A 21,282-nucleotide genomic window follows, 5' to 3' on the forward strand; every position below is an offset into this window, starting at 1 on the left:
ATGAATTTTAAAGAATTTAAAGAAAAGTGGACTCCGATAGTAGATAGTTACTTAAAAGAGCATTTGACAAGTGAAGTTTCTGACAAGAAAATAAGTCAGATTATGTCTTATTCAGTAATGGCTGGAGGCAAAAGGTTGCGTCCCCTGCTTTTTTTAGCAACGCTTGACGCACTTAAAGTAAAAATAAATGACGAAGAAGTCAGGATTGCAAGTGGAATTGAGCTGATTCACACTTATTCGTTAATTCATGATGACTTGCCGGCTATGGATAATGACGATTATCGCAGAGGAAAATTAACGAGTCACAAAAAATGGGGGGAAGCTGAAGCCATCCTTGCTGGAGATGCTTTATTACCAATGGGTATTGAATGGATTTCTGAGGGCAGTAATTCAGCTAAATTAGTTAAAATAATTACCCAAGCTGTTGGTCCTAACGGCATGGTTGGTGGACAATATTTAGACATTGATTCTACCAATAATGATAGTGTCGCAAACAATTCTGCATTTATTAATAAAATGGAGTGGTTAAAAACAGGTTGCTTAATTAAAGCGTGTGTCGCAATGGCAGTTGAATATGGTGATGCTAATTCTTCTCAAAAAAAGACGCTAATTCAGTTTGCTGAAGATTTTGGAAGATCATATCAAATTTATGATGATTTAGTAGATGTGGTTGAAACTTCTGCAGAGGCGGGTAAAAAAACTCATAAAGATTTAGAAAGCGGCAAAAATAATACCTTGACTTTGCTTGGTATTTCAAGAAGTCGTAAAGAGCTGACTGATTTAATGATTGATGCTCAAAAGTGCTTAAAATCTGTTGATGCGAATGTTTTAGCTGGATTTCTTGATTTATATAAAAAGGTATTGTAAATGGTCAAAGAAAGAGCGGATGTATTATTAGTCAGACAAGGCATGTTTCATTCTCGAACTCAGGCTCAACGGGCGATCATGGCAGGGTTAGTATCAGATCATAATCATCAGAGAATTGATAAAAGTGGTACTAACTTACCGGTTGATGAAAAGTTTTTTGTAAAAAAATCGGATAAGAAGTACGTATCAAGGGGTGGTTTTAAACTGGCCAAGGCCTTAAAATCCTTTCAAATTGATTTGACCAATAAAATTTGCTTAGACATCGGTGCTTCTACTGGGGGATTTACTGATGTCGCTTTACAAAATAAGGCTAAGATGGTTTATGCCCTCGATGTAGGCTACAATCAACTTGCTTGGCAATTGCGTGATGATCCGCGCGTTATAGTAATGGAGAAGCAAAATTTTCGTTACAGTAAGCCTGAAGATTTTACTCATGGTCAACCTGATTTTGCAATGACTGATGTTTCCTTTATTTCTTTAGATTTAATTATGCCGCCAATGTTTCAGATTCTAAAAGATAAATGTGAAGCAGTTTGTCTGATAAAGCCTCAATTTGAAGCTGGTCCAGAACATGTCGGTAAACATGGCATAGTACATGATCATGATGTCCATTGTGCCGTTATCAGACATACCATTGATCAGGCAAGGGCTAATGGCTTTAACGTGCTCAGCCTTGATTATTCACCAATAAAAGGTGGTAAAGGCAATATTGAGTTTTTGATACATCTACAAAAAGACGAAAAAGATGGTGGTAAATTAATATGGTCTGGGAACCCAGAAGATATAGTTGCTCAGGCTGTTGCCAATCTTTAGGAGAAAAAAATGTTAGTTGAACTGGATATTAAAAATTTTGCAATTATTAAAGCATTGAAGGTTCGCTTTCAAGAAAATATGACCGTGCTAATAGGTGAAACTGGGGCAGGTAAATCAATTATTATCGATGCAGTTTCATTATTAATGGGAAGTCGCAGTCAAAAAGAAATGATCCGTAGCGGTGAAAAAAAGGCTGTCATTACAGGCTTATTTGACGTTGATCATGAATCTAAAAAAATTGCTGCAATTTGCGAAAAGTACGGTATACCTGATGCAGATAAGCAATTAATTATCAGCCGGGAAATAGCTGCTAAGGGAAGAAATATTGTTCGGATAAATGGACAATTAACTACAATTAATGTATTGAAAGAATTAGGTAATTTTCTGGTTGATATTCATGGTCAAAATGATCAACAAATATTGATGGATCAAGATCGACAAATCGATCTGGTCGATAATTATGCTCCAGTAGAATTTAAAGAGGAACTTAATCTTTATCAGGATAATTTTCAAAAATGGCAAAAATTAACTTCTCAAATTAATCATTTGCATAAAGATGCCCAGGAATTAGCCCAAAAACAAGATATATTATCCTTTCAAAATGATGAATTGTCCAAAGCAGACCTGAAAGATCCTCATGAAGATGATCAGCTTGAAGAAGAATATAACGAACTAAATAACTACCAAAAAATTGTCGATACTGCCAACTATTTAATGCAATTATATGACGATGAAGACCATGGCATTGAAACTCTGTTGGGTAATGCTCAAGGAGCAGCCAGCGAGTTAACGGAATATGGCGCTAAATTCAAAGATATTGCCAAAACTATTGACGATGGAGTTTTTGCTTTAAGTGATGCCCGGAGTGAATTATCAAATGTACTTGATGAAATGGATTTTGATGAGGAAAGATTTCAATACGTTTCAAACAGGTTAGATTTGCTTAATTCATTGAAGAAAAAATATGGTCCTTCGTTAGAAGATGTTTTTGCCTTTTATGCCAAAATTCAAAAAGAATTGAGTCAATACGAGACAGGTGGACTCGATGAAGAAAAGTTGCAAAAGCAGCTTAAAGTTCTGGAAGAAAAACTCAAAACTGAAGCACAAAATCTCCATGAGACAAGAAAAAAAGTAGCTGCAACACTTGAAAGTAAAATCAAGCAGGAACTATCAGATTTATACATGGCAAAAGCTCGTTTTAGGATTGATTTTTCGACAACAAAAACTTTCACCAACAAAGGTACGGATAATATTGTATTTTTAATTGCACCAAATCCGGGTGAGGAATTAATGCCATTAGTCAAAATTGTATCTGGTGGTGAGCAATCACGGCTGATACTGGCATTAAAAGCAATTTTCAGTAAAGTTGAACCTGTAGGTACAATGATTTTTGATGAAATTGATACTGGGGTTTCTGGCCGTGTCTCAGCAGCAATAGGTCAAAAATTACATTCAATCGGTGAAAATAAGCAAGTAATCGCCATAACGCACTCACCACAAGTTGCTGCTGCTAGTGATCAAAAATATTTAGTAGCAAAAAAAGTTGAAGATGGTGCTACATACACCCAAATAGGTCCATTAACTCAAGAGGAAACAGTGACTGCGATTGCAGAAATGATGGCCGGAAGCGATGTAACACAAGCAGCTAAGCAAAATGCTAAAGACCTGATGAAAAGTTTTAAAAGGAAGAAGAAATGATACTTGTTGAAAAAGTAACTTTGAATGAAAAAGAAATTAGACAGGCAAATGAACTAACTGAAAAAGTTAAAAAAGCTGATAAAACTTATTCAAATTTTTACTTAAGTAATCAATTTAATTATTTTCAAGATATGCCAACTTTCATTTTGGCTTATGATGAAAATAAGTTAGTTGGGTTAACCATGCTATATGCAGATGAGTGTCCTGAAGAAGAGGTGGAAGTCAACTTAGAAGTTGCTCCGGAATTTCGCAGACAACAGATTGCTACAGGAATGTTTGAGCATGCGAAAAGAATTATGGTGCAATATGGTTATCACAAATGGGTGTTTGTGACAGAAAAAGTTTTTTTAGAAAAAAATCCAAGTTTTTTGAAAAATATGAGTTTAAAAGTTGTTCCAGAAGATTCAGATTATTATATGCGAACTGTAGAACCAGTAATGATTGAAAAGACTGACAAATTAAACCAAGTTCTAGCAGTTAAGCCTTTAACAATGAGCTATGTTGATCAAGTTGCTAAGGCTCACAGCCGTGCATTTGGGGAAGATGTTGAAACTTCTACTAAATATATCAAGAATTCCCTGGCAGATAAAAAAACTAAAAGCTTTATTTTATTAAAAGTAAATGAAGTTGTCGGCTATTGCGCTGTGGATCATGGTGAAAATGAGGACTATTTCTTCGGATTGTTTATTGATAAGCCATTTCGTGGACAAGGTTTTGGCACTTTTTTTATTAAAAAGATGACTGCAATTTTGCAAAAGGAAGGCAGCAGCGTTTTTGCTTTAAATGCTGATGTTGACAATAAAGCGGCAATTCACATTTATGAAAAAGCTGGTTTCAAAATATTAAGCGAAACATTGTATTTAAAAAGCCAAGAATCATAATGATTCTTGGCAATGCGTTTTTATAATGAAATTTATTATGCGAAATCAATTCTAAATATAGTATCAATATCAATTATTTTTATTAGTTTTTTATTTGCTAAACGTAAAATAAAACGACCTGCAGAAACTCGTTTTATGATTTGTCCGATTTCACTCGTTCCGTCTTGATAACTTACCAATACATAGGAGCGATGGACTAGGGCGCTATTAAGAGCAGCTAATATTTCATAGTAGTATTGACTGTAAATACTTAATTTATCTTCATCATAATCGAAAAAATAGTGATAAATTTTCTTAAGTGAGTTTTTCATCAAACCACCCCTTAGAGTTAACCGAACATTTGTTTGACAAATTATATTATAAGAACATTTGTTCCAAAAAACAAGTATTTAAGCAAATTTTTTTAAGAGAATTTTGATTTGTTGAAAATATCATAACTTGAAAATATTTTCATTTTAGTGCAAACTAGATACAATAGCTTTTTGTAAGGGAGTATGGCATGGCAGAAAAAGGTTTGTTACTTGTTCTTTCTGGCCCTTCGGGAGTAGGTAAGGGTACCGTTAAAAGTGCAATCGTGAAAAATAAAGTTTTTCCGTTTGAATATTCAGTATCAATGACTACCAGGAAACCCAGGCCTGGAGAAATAAACGGCAAGGACTATTATTTTGTTACTCAAGAACGGTTTAAGCAGGCTATCAGTCAAAATGAACTTTTGGAGTATAATCAATATGTAAATAATTTTTATGGCACTCCTAAGGCACCAGTGAAAAAAATGCTTGATGAAGGTAAGGACGTGCTTTTAGAAATTGATGTCAATGGTGCTAAGAAGGTTAGGAAACAGATGCCTGATGGTGTCTTCATCTTTTTAACACCACCTGATTTACATACTTTGCATACTAGATTAGAAAATCGGGGTACTGAATCCGAGGATGTAATTATGGGTCGAATAAAACAGGCTCGTCAAGAAATTCTGGTAATGCAGGATTATGATTATGCAGTAGTTAATGATACAGTAGCAAATGCTGTTGATCATATAAAAGCGATTGTTGAAGCTGAACACGTGAGTGTTAAACGTGTCATTGATACATATCGGAAAATGGTTAAGGAGGATTAAATTGAGAGTTACGTATCCATCTATAGATAAATTGTTGGCCCAGGTTGATTCGAGATATTCTTTATCAGTTCTTGCTGCAAAAAGAGCACACGAACTTGAGGACGGCGAACCTGAAGCTCTGAAAAATTATAAATCACAAAAACCAGTTGGCAAAGCTTTAGAAGAAATTGAAGCTGGCAAAGTTACCGTTGATCCCAAGCATCGTGAGGTTAATCAGTAATTAATAAAGTTTTATGACCTCCATCCTAAGAAAGATGGAGGTCATTTTTTAAAGGTGATTAAATGATTGCACAGGTTATTGTTGATGTTGCAGCTAAGCAAACAGATCGCATTTTTGAATATCATATTCCTGATGAGTTAGGTGAAGTAGAAATTGGCTCCAGGGTTTTTGTACCTTTTGGTCCACGCAAATTACAGGGTTTCGTAGTTGGTTTGAGTAACAAAAGTCAATATCAAGGTAAATTGAAAGACTTGCTTTTGGTGGTAGATGAAATGCCCCCTCTAACCTCTGAATTAATTAAATTATCAAAAGATTTGGCTGATCATGTCTATTCTTATCGAATTACTATTCTTAAAACAATGCTTCCTAGAGTTATGCGTGCCAATTATCGTAAAATTCTGGTACCGGAATCTTCTAAAGCAAAAAAAATGACTATTTTTCAAGGAAAGCCGTTAGATTTAAATACGATTAATGATAATAAACAAATTGCTGAAATTCGCAAATTGTTAAGGAAAAATATGGCCAAAATTGAGTATGTTGTTGAAAATCGGGCTCGGGTCAAAACTGAAAATGAGTATTCACTGACGAATAATAAAAAAGAATATATAAATATATATGAATCTTTAAGAAAAAATGCTGTTAAACAAAAGCAGCTCATTATGTATATAATTGAAAATTACGATAAATTTCCAAAAATGCAGAGAGAGATCGAAAATAATGCAAATCTCAGCACTGTTTCATTAACGAATGCTGTCAAAAGAGGCTGGCTTAGAAAAAAACCGGCTGAAATTTATCGTGATCCACTAACAAATTATGAGCAGGAAGAAAAATCAGATAAAAAAATCAAGCTTAACACTGAACAAAAGAACGCATTAGCTAAAATAGAACCAGCAATCATCAAGAAAAAAGCACGTACTTTTTTATTAGAAGGTGTTACTGGCAGTGGTAAGACAGAAGTCTACTTAAATGCTATAAGTACTACTTTAAAGGCTGGAAAAAATGCCTTAATGATGGTTCCTGAAATATCCTTAACCCCGCAAATGGTAAGCCAAGTGAAGAATCGTTTTGGTCAGCAAGTAGCAGTTCTACACAGTGGATTATCAGAAGGAGAACTGTATGATGAATGGCGTCGCATACGCCGAGGCGAAGCACGCGTTGTTGTTGGTGCTCGAAGTGCTGTCTTTGCTCCTTTAAAGAATATTGGATTAATAGTGATAGACGAAGAGCATGAATCTTCTTATAAACAAGAAGATAATCCGCGTTATCATGCTAGAGATGTTGCAGTTTGGCGCAGCAACTATAACTCCTGTCCCCTTGTGTTAGGCAGCGCAACACCCTCATTAGGAAGCAGAGCTCGAGCACAAAAAGATGTTTATCAATTATTGAGACTACCACATCGTGCTAACCAGCAAAGTTTGCCAGAAGTTAAGTTAATAGACTTAAAAAAGGCTCATTTTAATGGTGGGCAATTTGACCTATCTATTCAACTGGTTGAGGCAATAAAAAAAAGGATTGCCAAAAAAGAACAAGTTATTTTAATGCTAAATAGGAGAGGCTTCGCCAACTTTATGTTATGTCGTGAATGCGGCTATGTTATGAAATGCCCAAATTGCGACTTATCTTTAACAATGCATAAAGATACCAATAAAATGCAGTGTCATTATTGTGGCTTTTCTACTGCGATTCCTGAAAAATGTCCTAATTGTCAAAGCACAAAAATCCGCTTCTTGGGTACCGGCACACAAAAAATTATGACAGAGCTTGAAAAAATAATACCAGGTTGCCGTATTTTGCGAATGGATGTTGATACTACACGAAGAAAAGGATCATTTAAAAGGATCTTAGATGCTTTTGGCAATCGTGAAGCAGATATCCTGCTAGGTACGCAAATGATTGCCAAAGGACTGGATTTTCCCAATGTGACCCTAGTAGGCGTTGTTAATGCTGATACCGGATTATGGTTACCAGATTACAACGCCTCTGAAAGAACGTTTGAGTTGTTAACACAAGTGGCAGGACGAGCTGGACGAGCCCAAAAGAAAGGTGAGGTAATTATCCAAACTTTTAATCCTGATCACTATGCCATTAAGTTAGCTGAAACTCAGGATTATGAACAGTTTTATCAATATGAGATGCGTGTTCGACATACCGGTAATTATCCGCCTTATTTTTATACAGTGTTAATTTCTGTTGCGGCAAAAAAAGAACAAAATGCTGCTAGAGAAGCTTTTAAAATCAAAAAATGGTTACAACCAAAATTACACAAGTCAACAATAATTTTAGGTCCAACTCCTAGTGCAATTTCTCGTTTAAAAAATCAATATTATTATCAAATACTGGTAAAATATAAAAAAGAAGATAATTTAAACAAGTTATTACACCAAATTCAAGACTCAGCGCAAAAGATTAAAAAATATGGTTTGTCTGTTTATATTGACAATGAACCAGAGCGCATAATGTAAAGGGGAAATGATTAATGACATCAATAATTTTTTTAGGAACACCTAAATTTGCTGTACCAATTTTAGAGGCTCTTTCAGAGAATGATTATGAAATAAAAGCCGTGGTTACTCAACCTGATAAAAAAGTTGGACGAAAACAAAAAGTCACTGAAACGCCGGTAAAACTATTAGCTAAAAAATTGAATTTACCTGTTTTTCAGCCTGAGCATTTGGGAAAGTCTGATGAATTGATTGATTTGATAAAAATGCATGCTGATTTAATTATTACTGCTGCTTATGGTCAGTTTTTACCAAGTAAGTTTTTGCAATCAGCAAAAATTGCTGCTGTTAACGTTCATGGTTCTCTATTACCAAAATATCGTGGCGGTGCTCCTATTCAATATGCTCTTATTAACGGTGATAAACAAACCGGAGTAACCATTATGGAAATGGTTAAGCAAATGGATGCAGGTGACATTTACTCTCAAAAAACAATAGATATTCAAAAAGAGGATAATGCGGGAACCTTATTTGAAAAACTATCTCTTTTAGGTCGTGACTTGTTACTCCAAACTTTACCTCAAATTATTGCTAATCCGCAGAAAAAGACAGCGCAAGATCAAAATAAAGTGGTTTTTTCACCAAATATCAGCAAAAAACAGGAACAAATAAAATTAAATATGACCGCGACTGAGGCTAATAATTTAATTCGAGGTCTTAATCCTGATCCAGGAGCTTATTTGCTCATTGCTGGTAAAAGATTTAAAATATGGCAAGCTGAAGTTGCTGGCGATACGACTGCATTTCCTGCTGGAGTTGTCGTTGATAATAAAAAACGATTTGCAATTAGTTTTGCTAATCATACCGTTTTGAATTTACTTGAAGTTCAGCCTTCTGGAAAGAAAAAAATGGTAATTAAAAGTTTTTTGAACGGTCAGGGTAAAAACTTCAGTAAAGGTGATAAGATTGTCAGTTCATAAAAGTGCACGTGCGGTAGCACTTGCAACCTTGATTCGAGTATTTCGTGATGGCTCTTATTCAAATATCAGTTTTAACAATAGTTTGCAGGAAACGAAGCTGTCTCAGGCTGACCAAAATTTGGCGACACGAATCGTGTATGGCACTATTCAGGAAAAAATATATTTGGAATATCAGTTTCAAGGTTTATTAAAAACTGAACTTAAAGAAGATTATCTTTTGCCATTGCTACTAATGTCCGCCTATCAAATTTTATTTATGAACAGCATACCAGATCGAGCCGTTCTAAACGAAGCTAATAATTTGGCTAAGGAATTTGGTAGAAAGCATTCGGCTGGATTTAAGATTGTTAATGGTATTTTGCGGTCTTTCTTGAGAAGAGGCAAGATTTTACCCGATGCTGAAGACAAAGTACTTTTTTTAAGTGTTAAAGAAAGTACTCCCCAGTGGCTTGTTCAGTACCTTATTAATAATTGGGGTGAAAACAAAGCGGCCTCGATTTTGTCCAGTATTAATAAACCAGCTAAAAATACTGTTAGAATTTCAGGCTTGGCTGATTTCAATTTAGTTAAAGAAGAATTAACTAAATTAGGATTTTCTCCTGCTAAATCTCAAATTGCTGAAGATGAATTGGTTTTAACACATGGTGGAGTTTTTAAAACTTCTTTATTCAAAGAAGGGAAATTGACAATCCAGGACGAAGCTGCTAGTTTGGCAGTAAGTGCTTTCACTTTTACTGGCAATGAAGAAGTTCTTGATGCCTGTAGTGCACCAGGTGGAAAAACTGTTCAAATTGCTGAAAAGCTAAAACAAGGTCATGTTACTGCTCTTGATATTCACAAAAATAAATTGGGTTTGGTTAAGCAAAATGGTAAAAGAATGAATGTGGCATCAAGAATAAATGTTAAAACGATGGATGCCAGAAAAGCTGATCAAACATTTAAAAAAGGACAGTTTGACAAGATCTTGGTGGATGCTCCATGTTCTGGATTAGGTCTTATTAGAAGAAAACCGGAAATTCGCTATACTAAAACTTTACACGATTTAAGTAAATTACGAGAAATACAATTAGATATTTTAGACCATGTGAGTACCTTGTTAAGTCGGGATGGCGAATTGGTTTATTCTACTTGTACTATTACACGAGAAGAAGATGAAGACGTTGTTAAGGCTTTTTTAAAAAGTCATACTCAGTTTGAATTACAACCTTTCACTGCGGGTAAGCTTAAAGCAACAAAAGGGATGTTAAAAATTTTACCTGATAGTTATGGCAGTGACGGTTTTTTTATTGCTAAGTTTAAAATGCGAGGTTAAAGTTTTGATTAGAACAGCATTTGCATCTAGTATTGGACGAATACGCAAAAGTAATCAGGATTCTGTCCAGGTTTTCAAAAACAAAAAGAACGCTTTGTTGGCCATAGTGTGTGATGGTATGGGTGGACATCAGGGAGGCGATGTAGCCTCAACTATGGCTGTAAGTCATTTGGGTCATAATTTTGGCGTTACTGATTTTTACGATTCTGACAGCGCACGGAAGTGGCTCAACGTCCAGTTAAGTAATGAAAATGAAACTATACTAAGAACTGCAGATCGCTTTCCAGATCTAAATGGTATGGGTACTACTATTGTACTGGCTGCTATTTTTAACAACGAAGCTTTAATTGCACATCTGGGGGATTCAAGAGCATATGGTTATTCTGATGGCAAATTCATCCAGTTAGTTGAAGATCATTCCCTTGTTAATGAGTTAGTAAAATTAGGACAAATTACGAAGCAACAGGCTAGAAATCATCCTCAAAAAAATATTATTACTCAATCACTGGGGGTTTCAAGTACAATTGATCCAGAGTTTAAACAGGTCACTTTAAATGATAACGATATTATTTTGCTTTGTACTGATGGGTTAACAAACTCATTAAGTGACCCACAGATTCAGCAAATTCTTGCGACAAAAGATTTATCATTAAAGAGTCGGTGCCAAAAATTGATTGATGAAGCTAACCGTTTAGGTGGTGAGGACAACATTACTGCTTGCTTAATTCTAAACGAAGGCGGTGACGGTAAATGATAAATAAGGGCTATTTGTTAGGCGATCGTTACCGTATAATCGATACTTTGGGTGAAGGTGGCATGGCAAATGTTTATCTTGCTGAAGACATAATTTTACAACGAAAAGTTGCGGTTAAAATTTTGCGTCTTGATTTGCAAAAAGAACCGCAAACTTTGGCTCGTTTTCAAAGAGAAGCTCTGGCAACAAGCGAATTGAGCCATCCTAATATAGTAATGGTTCTTGATGTTGGCACTGATCATGGACTGCCATACATGGTAATGGAATATGTCGATGGACCGGATTTAAAAGATTATATTATAGCAAATTCTCCTTTGCATTTAGGAGATATTATCCGCATTATGGATCAAATACTGAGTGCAATGTCCTTGGCTCATAAACATAATGTTATTCACAGAGATCTAAAACCGCAAAATATTTTAATGGATAAGCATGGAAATATAAAAATTGCCGATTTTGGCATTGCTGTGGCTCTTAATCAGAATTCAGTTACCCAAACTAACTCAGCGATTGGTTCTGTCCATTACATGTCTCCTGAGCAAACGAGGGGAGGACTCGTCACCAAGCAGTCTGATATTTACTCTTTAGGCATAATTCTATATGAATTAATTACTGGTCATGTTCCATTTAACGGAGACTCAGCTGTTTCAATTGCTTTAAAGCACGCACAAGAGCCAATTCCCTCAATACGAAAACAAGACCCAAACATTCCCCAATCTTTGGAAAATGTTGTTTTAAGAGCTACCGCTAAAGATCCACGTGACAGATATGATTCAGCCAAAGAAATGAAAGATGATCTCGACAGTAGTTTAGAGCCAGGTAGAGCTAATGAACCGGTTTTTAAGCCAACTCATGGCAATAATGATGACGAAACCATTATTTTACCTAATTTTAAATCTGATCCAAATAGCAATAGATTAACTGAAGAAAGCAGAATACAAAATGATGAGACAGGCGATAAGTCCAAAGTAAATCATTCCAGTTTTACACAGGCTTTGCGTAAACATAAATGGTGGTGGCTTTTTGTTGGAATTGCTGCGGTTTTAATCGTTGGATTAATGTTTTTTGTTTTAAACAGCAACAATCATAAAGATGTACGTATTCCAGACGTCACCAATATGAGTGAAAAAAAAGCAAGAAACAAACTGGAGAACGTAGGATTGAAAGTAGGTAAAATAAGACACAGAAGTTCTGACAGTATAGATCGTGGTAAAGTAATTGAAACTTCACCTACTGCAGGAGTAGAAATAAAACGAGGCAGATACATTGATCTTTATATATCAGATGGAGCAGGTATGGTAAGAGTACCTGATGTCACTGGAGACGAATATGAAATAGCAGTACACAAGCTAGAAAAATTGGGCTTTGAAATAATTCGCGAAAACCAATTTTCTTCTAACGTTCCACCTGATCATGTTATTTCTCAAAGTGTTGCAGCTGATGTGGAGGTAAAGCCAGACCAAACAACCATTACTTTAACTGTGTCAGAAGGAAAGAATCATCGTCCAAAAGATCATATGACTAAATTACCGGATCTAACTAATTATTCATTGAAGGAAGCACAAGAATTTGCACATAAGCATGGTTTAACTCTGCAAGTCAGTTCTGCGTATTCAAATAAAGTTAAAAAGGGTATGATTATTTCAATGAGTCCGGCAGTTGGTACCAGAGTACCAAGGGGAAGTACAATTTCAGTTAATGTTTCTGAAGGTGCAAAAAAAGAGCGTGATCTAACAGCTATAAAAAATTTCACAGTTAGTTATGAAGATAATGATGAAGATGATTCAGATGACAAGCGGGGAAATCATGTTCAAATTTATGTTTCAGATGATAAACATTCAATTGATAATATTTATCGGGATCTATACATTAAAAAAGATATGAATTTTTCAATCCCATTTGAGCTTAAGGATGGCCCTGGTCAGTTGAAAGTAGTGCGCGACGGTCAGACAATTTTGAATGAGAAGGTCAAAAATGATTAAAGAAGATCAGGGAATTGTTACGGGTCTGATTGCTGGCTTTTATGATGTTCAGACGAGCACTGATACAATAAGAACCCGTGCCAGAGGGGTTTTTCGTAAAAATAATCTAAAGCCTGCTGTTGGTGATCACGTTAAGATTCAAATTGATGATCAGGGCACAAGTTATTTGGTTGCCGTGTTGCCTCGCCAAAACCTGATTGGTCGTCCTGCTGTAGCCAATGTGACTCAAATTTTACTCGTAATGTCTGCTGTACAACCAGATTTTTCATTGCAATTGTTAGATCGCTTTCTGACTTATTTTTCTTGGAAAAACATTGCTGTAAGTATTTTTTTATCGAAAAGAGATTTAGTTAGTATATCCGACCTAGATAAAATTCAAAAAAATTTAAATTATTATCAAGAAGTAGGCTATAAGGTCTATTTTAGTAAAAAAGAAGTTGCCAGTAATTTGCCTAATGACATTGGTTCCCAGCAGATATGGACTTTAGCAGGTCAATCTGGTGCGGGCAAATCAACTTTAATTAACTCACTAAAAAGTGGCCTGCACCAAGAAACTGGGATTATTTCAAATTCCTTAAATCGTGGCAAGCACACAACAAGAACGGTAAATCTTTTCTCTTTAGGTAAGGGTTACCTTGCGGATACACCAGGGTTTTCAGCAATTGATTTAACTCCAATTAAAATAAATGAATTATGCAATTATTTTATTGAGTTTAGAAGAGCAAGTAAATTCTGTAAATTCCGTGGTTGCCAACATCTTAATGAACCCAAGTGCAGAGTAAAAGAACTAGTTGAAACAGGCGAAATAAAAAAAAGCCGCTATGATGATTACTTGTTATTGCGCAAAGAAATAGAAAATGGCAAATTACCAGAATATTTAAAGTAAGGAGAATACAGTGATAGCACCATCAATATTAAATATTAATAACTTAAATTTAGAAAAAGACATTCAAACAACTGTGAATGCAGGCATTAACCGATTTCACATTGATATCATGGATGGGCATTTCGTACCTAATTTATCTTTTGGTCCACAACTTGTTTCAGATTTCAAAAAAGCTTTTCCATCTATTGAGGCCGAGATTCACTTGATGAGTAACAATCCTGATGATTTGGTACCAGCTTTTACTAAGGCCGGTGCTCAAATAATGTTGCTTCATTATGAAGCAATGACTGAAGAGAAACTAAATTACTGGTTAGATTATTTAAATGAAAATCAAGTTAAAGCCGGTGTGGTTCTTAACCCTGATACTCCCGTATCTGTACTTTCCAAATTTATTTCAAAAATAGATCAAATTTTACTAATGACGGTTTTTCCTGGCTTTGGCGGACAAAAATTTATGCCAGATTCTCTTTCTAGAATTAAAGAAGCATCAAATTTAGTAAATGGAAAAGTTCCTATTGAAGTTGATGGAGGAATCAACGGACAAACTGCTAAAAAAGCTAAAGATGCAGGAGCAGAAATTTTTGTAGCTGGATCATACCTTTTTTGTCAAAATAGTGTTGAACAACAAATTGCTGAACTGAAAGGCATATTAGAATGAAAGCATGGGCGTTGCTAGGCGCTCCTAAACAGTTATGGCCTAATGATCTTAAAAAGCAGCTTTTAGCAGCCAAAAAAAACGGCGATTTAATAATCGGAGTTGATCGTGGGACTTATCTTTTAGAAGAAATGGGTATAAAGGCCGATTTAGCTGAAGGAGATTTTGATTCATTGCAAAAAAATGAATTAGCTGAAATTGAAAAAAATGTTAATGATATCAGGTATTCTCTTCCAGAAAAAGACTTGACGGATGCTGAAATGGTTATTAGATGTGCTTTTATAGATTATCATGCTTCTCATTTAAGCCTTTTTGGAGCAACTGGAGGGCGATTAGATCATTTTCTATCTAATTTATTTATGGTTCTTAAACCTGGATTTAACCAGTTTGCTGAAAGCATCGAACTTATTGACCAACAAAATTCAATCAGATTCTACAATAACGGACAACATTTGATAGAAAAATTACCAACTTATAAATATTTTGGAGTAATACCATTAACAGCTGTTCAAAATTTAAAAATTACGGGAGCTAAATATAATTTAACAGATTTTAGCGGGAATAATCCTGTCTCGTTTAGTTCGAATGAATTTTTACCTAATAAAGATCAATTTGAATTATCATTTAAAAAAGGAACTGTTGCAGTTATTCAATCTAGGGACATTGATCGCTTTCAAAATATCAAATAATAAAAACAGCAGATTCACTGCTGTTTTTTTATATCTCTTGGAACAAGTTGTTATAAGTTAATAAATATTTTTGGTATATCTCCTCAATTATCTTGCTGCTATGATTTCCACTAATAGTGGCAAGCTCCAAAACAAATTATATAATTAAAAAAATTGAAAGATTGGTATGATTTGTATCCTTTTTGATGAGTAAAAAAAGATTTACATTGGTGGAAATACTGCCTTTGTTATGCTTGATAAAACTTAAAATTAACAAATTTTATATAAGTAAATTGTTGCAATGAGAAGTGTATCGGCAACATCATCTTTTATTAATAGCAGAATATATAAAAAATTGAAATGAAAGATTTGCCAATGAGGTTAGCTAAAAACAATACCTTCAAGTAAAACTACAGACTATAACTTGTCTTTTTTTGACTTGAAAATTAATTGAAAGAGCAATAAGAATATCTCTATTTAAACATAAACTTTTAAACAGATTTTGGGAAATAAAAAAGCAGAAGAAAACTTCTGCTTTAAAAACTTTTTTATTTTACGCTAGGCACGGGTAACTTTACCAGATTTTAATGTCTTAGTTGAAACCCATACACGCTTTGGCTTGCCATCGACAAGAATACGAACTTTTTGAAGGTTTGGCTTCCACGCACGACGTGATGAATTCAGTGCGTGTGAACGTGTATTACCAAAAGTGGTCTTTTTGCCAGTGATATAATCTTTTGCCATTTGCTAAACCTCCTTTATTGTGTTTTCATACTAAATTAAGATAGCATAAGTTTAAGAACATTGCAACTGCAAAAGTATTTTTTAAGAAGGGATTTTTGCATTTAAACTTGATTACTATGATAAAATAGATTCATAATATGAGAACAATGATACGGAGGTAAACATGGCTGTAAAAATCAAAACAAAAAACGGTTTGATTGATATTTCAAATGGAGTGATTGCAACTGTTGTTGGTAGCGCAGCTACATCTAACTACGGTGTTGTCGGCATGGCTTCAAAAAATGCTATCCGTGATGGCTTCGATGGAATATTGAATCGAGCAAATTATAAGCGCGGTGTTGTTGTTAAGTCTGAGGATAATAAGATTACGGTTGATGTTTATATAATAGTCGGCTATGGTTTAAAAATATCTGAAGTAAGTCGCAACGTACAAGATAGTGTTAAATTCAATTTGAAAAATCAACTTGGAATTGAAACTAAAGCTGTTAATGTCATCGTTCAAAGTGTTAAAGTGCTTGATGAATAACTCAAGCGGAGGGTAGAAATATTGGTTTTAAAGGAAATAGACAGTAAAAAATTTAGAGATATGGTTCGCGTCGCTACGCATAGACTTGGTCGCAACGCAGAGTTTATTAACTCTTTGAACGTTTTCCCTGTTCCTGATGGAGACACTGGAACAAATATGAATTTGACTATTGAAAGTGGCGCTAAAGCTGTTGCCCAAAATACTAGTAATAGTGTGGGTGATTTGACAGAAAGCCTTGCTAAAGGGATGTTGATGGGTGCTCGTGGTAATAGTGGGGTAATCTCTTCTCAGCTCTTTAGAGGAGTTTATAAGGCAACTCAAGGCATGAAAACTCTTAATGCACAAGAGTTGGCCAATGCTTTTTCAAATGGGGTTGCAACAGCTTATAAAGCCGTAATGAAGCCAGTTGAAGGAACTATTTTGACTGTTGCTCGGATTGGTGCACAAGAAGGTGCCAATAAGGCCAATGAAACCGATGATGTTGAAGAAGTTATGAAGGCGATTGTTGAAGGTGCTAAAAAAGCGTTAAAGACAACTCCTGACTTATTACCTGTTTTAAAGCAAGTTGGTGTAGTTGATTCAGGAGGCCAAGGCTTACTCTTCATATATGAGGGCTTTTTAGAAGGCCTTTTAGGTGAAGAATTTGCTGACCGGTACCAACCTGATGAAGGTGAAATGGATGAAATGATAAATGCCATGCATCATCAATCTGTACAATCACAACTTTCTACTCAGGATATTGCTAATGGCTACTGTACCGAAATCATGGTTGATTTAACTGCTGATGTTCCTAATAAGAAAACTTTTAATTTAGATGAATTTAGGGAGCATTTATCTCAGTTAGGTGATTCACTTTTGGCAGTTTCAGATGAAGAAGTGGCAAAAGTTCATGTTCATACTGAACACCCTGGAGCTATTTTTGCGTACGGCAGCCAATTTGGTCAATTGGGAAAAATTAAAATTGACAATATGCGGATTCAACACGAAACAATAGTAAATAACAGTGAAGAAAATCAGGAAAATGTTGATTTTGCCGTAATAGCTGTTGCTTCTGGTAACGGAATTCGCAAACTTTTTGAAAGTGAAGGTGTTAACCGCATTATTTCTGGCGGTCAAACTATGAATCCTTCAACGCAGGATATTATTGACTCAATCAAAAAATCAGGTGCTAAAAAAGCAATTGTGATGCCGAATAATGGCAACATTATTATGGCAGCGAAGCAAGCAGCTGAGGTGAGCGACATCCCAGTCGGCATTGTCCCTACTAAAACCATTTCACAAGGCTTGACAGCCATGCTTTCATTTGATCCGGACGATTCTCTTGATGACAATGTTGCAAACATGACTGACGCTCTTGATACTGTTGTTTCTGGGGAAGTTACCAAAGCAAATCGTGATACCAAAATTAATGAGATTGAGATCCATCAAGACGATTATTTAGGGATTATTGATGGCGAAATTAAAGTGGCTAAAACTGATATAATCACTGCAGCTTCTTCAATGATTGAAAAAATGTTGGATGAAGATTCTGAAATCGTTACTGTAATGTTTGGAAGAGATTCTAACAAGAAAGAAGCTCAGAAACTGATAGATGCTGTTAAAGAGAAGCATGATGATCTTGAATTTGAACTTCATGATGGTGGACAACCTGTATATAATTTTCTGATTTCTGTTGAATAATTATGTACGCAAAGGAATTATTTGCACCTGTTACTGATTTAAAAGGAGTTGGAACCAAAACTGCTGCAGCACTTGGAAGCTTAGAAATATATAGCATTTATGATTTGTTATATTATTTTCCATTTCGCTATGATGAACTTCAAACGATTCCACTTGACCAGATCATGGATGGTCAAAAGGTAATGCTAAAGGGAGTTGTGGCCACTGAAGCCTTTGTAAGCAGATTTGGCTACAAAAAGAGCAGACTTAGTTTTAAATTGAGAATTGACCATGATGTAGTCATGGTCAATTTTTTTAATCAACCTTGGTTGAAAGAAAAAATTGAGGTAGGTAAAGAAGTTGCAGTTTATGGTAAATACAATATCTCAAGACAAAGTTTAGCGGGTTTTAAATTCATTGCAGCCAAAGAAAATGATAGTGGCATGGCTCCAATTTACTCCGTTAATCGGCATTTAAGGCAAAAAAAATTAATTGATTTCATTAATATTGCTTTAGATGAATATTTGCCGGCTGTTGATGACGTTGTTCCAGTGGATATTCGACGAAAATATCGTTTGCTTCCTGAAAAAAATATTGTACAAAAAATGCATCACCCGCAAAATTTTAATGAGTCCCAGATTGCAAAAAGAAGTGCTATTTTTAGAGAATTCTTTATTTTTCAAACTGAACTAGCTCAGTTAACTGAAGTCAATCCACAAAACAAAGGGATTCCCAAAAAATATGACCTGAATGAAGTTGCTAAATTGACTAAATCTTTGCCGTTTGAATTATCCACGGATCAAAAGCAGGTTATCAACGAAATTTTTGCAGACCTGTTTTCATCCAGACAAATGCAGCGTCTTTTACAAGGCGATGTGGGTTCAGGAAAGACTATTGTCGCAGTATATGCAATTTTTGCGGCTGTAACTGCTGGCTTTCAAGCTGCACTGATGGTTCCTACAGAGATATTAGCGACTCAGCATTTTAAAAAGATTGATGAATTGCTAAGGCCTCTAGGTGTAAGATGTGCGCTGTTAACAGGTTCTACGAAAGCTTTGGAACGAAAAGAAATTTATACAGAATTGACCGATGGCACAATTAATGTTGTGATAGGTACGCATGCTTTAATTCAATCAAACGTAATTTTTAAAAAATTAGGATTAGTAATTATCGATGAACAGCACCGGTTCGGTGTTAATCAGCGGCAATCTTTAATTAATAAAGGAAATTTGCCTGATGTTCTTTCTATGACTGCTACCCCGATTCCCAGAACTCTGGCATTAACGGTTTATGGCAACATGTCTATATCTGAAATACGACATCTCCCCGCAGGAAGAAAAAAAGTAATTTCTTCTTGGAAAACGAGTACCCAAATGGATCAGGTTTATCAGCTAATGCGCGAGCAATTAAAGCAGGGATTTCAGGTATATGCTGTAACACCCTTGATCACAGAATCAGAAGCATTAGATTTAAAAAATGCAGAACAGCTTTATGATAAACTCAGTAAAGATTTCCCTGATGAAAAAGTAGTATTACTTCACGGTCAAATGCCTGGTAATAAAAAAGATGAAATTATGTCCGAATTTGCAGCTGGAGAAATTAATATTTTAGTTGCTACCAGTGTGATTGAAGTTGGTGTTGACGTGGCAAACGCTAATATGATGGTTATCTATAATGCTGATCGTTTTGGAATTAGTCAGCTTCACCAATTAAGAGGGCGAATAGGGAGAGGTAAAACCCAAAGTTATTGCATTTTTTTGGCTGATCCTAACACACAGGCAGGTAAAGCTCGTATGAAAATAGTGGCATCAACAACAGACGGATTTAAATTGGCTGAAGAAGATTTAAAGATGCGGGGAGAAGGAGATATTTTTGGTAAAGCTCAATCTGGTCTTCCTGAATTTCAAGTTGGTGATGTAGTTAATAACTACGATACTATGGTAGTAGCACAAAAAGAGGCTAGAAAATTAATTAAACTTGATCCTCTCTTGCAAAAATCAGAAAATAAAACTTTAAAACAAGTGATAGAATATAAACAATTACAGCAAAAGAGAACATAGTAAAGGTTGAGGATATAATGAGAACTATTGCTATTGACGCTATGGGCGGTGAAAATGCCCCTGAAGCAATTATAAAAGCAGTATTACGGGCCAAAAAGGATTTACCTGAAACAAAATTCATTTTTTTTGGCGATCAAAAAAAAATAAAAGAATTATTGGGAAATGATAGCAGTCGCACACAAGTAGTCAATACTTCTGAAATTATTTTAGATGAAGATGAGCCAGTTAAGGCAATTAGATCAAAAAAAGATTCGTCACTTGTCGTGGCAGCACAATTTGTGAAGCAGGGCAAAGCTGATGCACTTTTTTCATTAGGTAATACCGGAGCTATTTTAGCTTGTGGCATATTTATAATAGGACGAATTAAAGGTGTGGCTCGACCGGGATTCATGCCAACATTGCCTGTAAAAAATTCCGATGATGGATTCAATATGATTGATGTGGGTGCCAATGCTAAAAGTAAACCAGAATACCTGCTAGCCTGGGCTAAAATGGCTTCGTATTATGCAGAAAAAGTGCGGGGAGTCAAAAATCCGCGTGTTGGTCTGCTTAATAATGGATCTGAAAGTGATAAAGGTGATGATGTTCATCAAAAAGCCTACCAGCTGTTATTGGAAAGCAAACTTAATTTTATAGGGAATATCGAAGGTAACGAGTTATTAGATGGTAAAGCTGATGTGATTGCAACAGATGGGTTTACTGGCAATGCGGTTCTAAAAAATATTGAAGGAACTTCAGGGGTTTTGATACATCTTTTGAAGGAAAGCTTGCTTGATAACGGTCCTTTTGTTAAATTAGGTGCATTAATGATCAAAAAAGCATTAAAAGGATTAGTTTCAAAATTTGATGTCGACAAATACGGTGGCGCAGTTTTACTCGGGGTTAATGCTCCAGTAGTTAAAACACATGGCCGCTCTGGTCAACGTGCTGTTTATTTTACAATTAAACAAATTGATAGAATATTACAGGAAAAAATAATTGATAATTTTAAAGCAGAATTTGCAGCTGAAAATAAGGAGTAA

20 protein-coding genes are annotated in these 21,282 nt (G+C 35.2%); 18 read left to right on the forward strand and 2 right to left on the reverse strand.

Annotated features, from left to right (window positions below; translation table 11 throughout):
* Genes LDM92_RS00575 through LDM92_RS00590 form a run of 4 tightly spaced genes read left to right on the forward strand, consistent with a single transcriptional unit; the run spans nt 1 to nt 4,259 of the window.
* A complete protein-coding gene (locus LDM92_RS00575) occupies nt 1-867 on the forward strand; it encodes a polyprenyl synthetase family protein (protein WP_223901592.1) in 867 nt (288 codons plus the stop codon).
* Nucleotides 868-1,680, forward strand: coding sequence for a TlyA family RNA methyltransferase (locus LDM92_RS00580; protein WP_223901593.1), 813 nt, complete (start codon nt 868-870; stop codon nt 1,678-1,680).
* Nucleotides 1,681-1,689: 9 nt separating this feature from the next.
* Nucleotides 1,690-3,378 carry a DNA repair protein RecN gene (recN, locus tag LDM92_RS00585; RefSeq protein WP_223901594.1) on the forward strand — a complete coding sequence of 563 codons (1,689 nt, stop codon included), beginning with the start codon at nt 1,690-1,692 and terminating at the stop codon, nt 3,376-3,378.
* Entirely contained in the window at nt 3,375-4,259 is an 885-nt protein-coding gene (locus tag LDM92_RS00590) for a GNAT family N-acetyltransferase (protein WP_223901595.1), read from the forward strand. The genes recN and LDM92_RS00590 overlap by 4 nt, the downstream gene beginning before the upstream one ends.
* Before the next feature lie 35 nt (nt 4,260-4,294).
* Here LDM92_RS00590 and LDM92_RS00595 read toward each other — a convergent pair whose 3' ends face one another.
* On the reverse strand, nt 4,295-4,570 hold the full coding sequence (locus LDM92_RS00595; RefSeq protein ID WP_223901596.1) for a hypothetical protein: 276 nt from the start codon (nt 4,568-4,570) through the stop codon (nt 4,295-4,297).
* A 188-nt stretch (nt 4,571-4,758) separates the two neighbouring features.
* Here LDM92_RS00595 and gmk point away from each other — a divergent pair, with 188 nt between their 5' ends.
* The 10 genes from gmk (at nt 4,759) to LDM92_RS00645 (ending at nt 15,292) form a co-directional block, all read left to right on the forward strand.
* Nucleotides 4,759-5,373 carry a guanylate kinase gene (gene gmk / locus LDM92_RS00600; protein WP_046332277.1) on the forward strand — a complete coding sequence of 205 codons (615 nt, stop codon included), beginning with the start codon at nt 4,759-4,761 and terminating at the stop codon, nt 5,371-5,373.
* A gap of 1 nt (nt 5,374) precedes the next feature.
* Nucleotides 5,375-5,593: a DNA-directed RNA polymerase subunit omega gene (gene rpoZ, locus LDM92_RS00605; RefSeq protein ID WP_046332276.1), complete on the forward strand. Its 219-nt coding sequence runs from the start codon at nt 5,375-5,377 to the stop codon at nt 5,591-5,593.
* Nucleotides 5,594-5,655: 62 nt separating this feature from the next.
* Complete coding sequence (gene priA, locus LDM92_RS00610; protein WP_223901597.1) at nt 5,656-8,055, forward strand: primosomal protein N'; 2,400 nt, start codon at nt 5,656-5,658, stop codon at nt 8,053-8,055.
* 14 nt (nt 8,056-8,069) lie between these two features.
* Nucleotides 8,070-9,014: a methionyl-tRNA formyltransferase gene (gene fmt, locus LDM92_RS00615; protein WP_223901598.1), complete on the forward strand. Its 945-nt coding sequence runs from the start codon at nt 8,070-8,072 to the stop codon at nt 9,012-9,014.
* Nucleotides 9,001-10,326, forward strand: a complete 1,326-nt coding sequence (rsmB, locus tag LDM92_RS00620; RefSeq protein WP_223901599.1) for a 16S rRNA (cytosine(967)-C(5))-methyltransferase RsmB — start codon at nt 9,001-9,003, stop codon at nt 10,324-10,326. Before fmt ends, rsmB begins: the two co-directional genes overlap by 14 nt.
* A gap of 4 nt (nt 10,327-10,330) precedes the next feature.
* Nucleotides 10,331-11,080 carry a Stp1/IreP family PP2C-type Ser/Thr phosphatase gene (locus tag LDM92_RS00625; protein WP_045928960.1) on the forward strand — a complete coding sequence of 250 codons (750 nt, stop codon included), beginning with the start codon at nt 10,331-10,333 and terminating at the stop codon, nt 11,078-11,080.
* Nucleotides 11,077-13,062, forward strand: a complete 1,986-nt coding sequence (pknB, locus tag LDM92_RS00630; protein WP_223901600.1) for a Stk1 family PASTA domain-containing Ser/Thr kinase — start codon at nt 11,077-11,079, stop codon at nt 13,060-13,062. Before LDM92_RS00625 ends, pknB begins: the two co-directional genes overlap by 4 nt.
* Entirely contained in the window at nt 13,058-13,948 is an 891-nt protein-coding gene (gene rsgA, locus LDM92_RS00635) for a ribosome small subunit-dependent GTPase A (protein WP_373868638.1), read from the forward strand. The genes pknB and rsgA overlap by 5 nt, the downstream gene beginning before the upstream one ends.
* A 10-nt stretch (nt 13,949-13,958) precedes the next feature.
* Nucleotides 13,959-14,606 carry a ribulose-phosphate 3-epimerase gene (rpe, locus tag LDM92_RS00640; RefSeq protein ID WP_223901602.1) on the forward strand — a complete coding sequence of 216 codons (648 nt, stop codon included), beginning with the start codon at nt 13,959-13,961 and terminating at the stop codon, nt 14,604-14,606.
* Complete coding sequence (locus tag LDM92_RS00645) at nt 14,603-15,292, forward strand: thiamine diphosphokinase (protein WP_223901603.1); 690 nt, start codon at nt 14,603-14,605, stop codon at nt 15,290-15,292. The genes rpe and LDM92_RS00645 overlap by 4 nt, the downstream gene beginning before the upstream one ends.
* Nucleotides 15,293-15,829: 537 nt before the next feature.
* Here LDM92_RS00645 and rpmB read toward each other — a convergent pair.
* A complete protein-coding gene (gene rpmB / locus LDM92_RS00650) occupies nt 15,830-16,015 on the reverse strand; it encodes a 50S ribosomal protein L28 (RefSeq protein WP_034981532.1) in 186 nt (61 codons plus the stop codon).
* A 163-nt stretch (nt 16,016-16,178) separates the two neighbouring features.
* On the opposite strand from rpmB, the gene LDM92_RS00655 reads away from it, so the two are divergent.
* From LDM92_RS00655 to plsX, 4 genes are read left to right on the forward strand one after another with little or no spacing between them, the layout of a single operon-like run.
* Nucleotides 16,179-16,541, forward strand: coding sequence for an Asp23/Gls24 family envelope stress response protein (locus LDM92_RS00655; RefSeq protein ID WP_034981534.1), 363 nt, complete (start codon nt 16,179-16,181; stop codon nt 16,539-16,541).
* 21 nt (nt 16,542-16,562) lie between these two features.
* Nucleotides 16,563-18,221 (forward strand): DAK2 domain-containing protein, encoded by a 1,659-nt coding sequence (gene fakA / locus LDM92_RS00660; RefSeq protein WP_122052578.1) that lies wholly within the window; start codon nt 16,563-16,565, stop codon nt 18,219-18,221.
* Nucleotides 18,222-18,223: 2 nt separating this feature from the next.
* Complete coding sequence (gene recG, locus LDM92_RS00665) at nt 18,224-20,260, forward strand: ATP-dependent DNA helicase RecG (RefSeq protein WP_045928252.1); 2,037 nt, start codon at nt 18,224-18,226, stop codon at nt 20,258-20,260.
* Nucleotides 20,261-20,277: 17 nt separating this feature from the next.
* On the forward strand, nt 20,278-21,282 hold the full coding sequence (plsX, locus tag LDM92_RS00670) for a phosphate acyltransferase PlsX (RefSeq protein ID WP_045928251.1): 1,005 nt from the start codon (nt 20,278-20,280) through the stop codon (nt 21,280-21,282).

The sequence above is a fragment of the Lactobacillus laiwuensis genome (assembly GCF_019972835.1).
In the GTDB taxonomy this organism is placed as follows: Bacteria; Bacillota; Bacilli; order Lactobacillales; family Lactobacillaceae; genus Lactobacillus; species Lactobacillus laiwuensis.

Excerpts from the sequence above, each read along its gene's own strand:
- LDM92_RS00575 (WP_223901592.1), top strand. The coding sequence starts at position 1 with ATGAATTTTAAAGAATTTAAAGAAAAGTGGACTCCGATAGTAGATAGT.
- rpmB (WP_034981532.1), bottom strand. The coding sequence starts at position 16,015 with ATGGCAAAAGATTATATCACTGGCAAAAAGACCACTTTTGGTAATACA.
- plsX (WP_045928251.1), top strand. The coding sequence starts at position 20,278 with ATGAGAACTATTGCTATTGACGCTATGGGCGGTGAAAATGCCCCTGAA.
- LDM92_RS00595 (WP_223901596.1), bottom strand. The coding sequence starts at position 4,570 with ATGAAAAACTCACTTAAGAAAATTTATCACTATTTTTTCGATTATGAT.
- priA (WP_223901597.1), top strand. The coding sequence starts at position 5,656 with ATGATTGCACAGGTTATTGTTGATGTTGCAGCTAAGCAAACAGATCGC.
- LDM92_RS00655 (WP_034981534.1), top strand. The coding sequence starts at position 16,179 with ATGGCTGTAAAAATCAAAACAAAAAACGGTTTGATTGATATTTCAAAT.
- fmt (WP_223901598.1), top strand. The coding sequence starts at position 8,070 with ATGACATCAATAATTTTTTTAGGAACACCTAAATTTGCTGTACCAATT.
- LDM92_RS00590 (WP_223901595.1), top strand. The coding sequence starts at position 3,375 with ATGATACTTGTTGAAAAAGTAACTTTGAATGAAAAAGAAATTAGACAG.
- LDM92_RS00645 (WP_223901603.1), top strand. The coding sequence starts at position 14,603 with ATGAAAGCATGGGCGTTGCTAGGCGCTCCTAAACAGTTATGGCCTAAT.
- pknB (WP_223901600.1), top strand. The coding sequence starts at position 11,077 with ATGATAAATAAGGGCTATTTGTTAGGCGATCGTTACCGTATAATCGAT.
- gmk (WP_046332277.1), top strand. The coding sequence starts at position 4,759 with ATGGCAGAAAAAGGTTTGTTACTTGTTCTTTCTGGCCCTTCGGGAGTA.
- recN (WP_223901594.1), top strand. The coding sequence starts at position 1,690 with ATGTTAGTTGAACTGGATATTAAAAATTTTGCAATTATTAAAGCATTG.
- LDM92_RS00580 (WP_223901593.1), top strand. The coding sequence starts at position 868 with ATGGTCAAAGAAAGAGCGGATGTATTATTAGTCAGACAAGGCATGTTT.
- recG (WP_045928252.1), top strand. The coding sequence starts at position 18,224 with ATGTACGCAAAGGAATTATTTGCACCTGTTACTGATTTAAAAGGAGTT.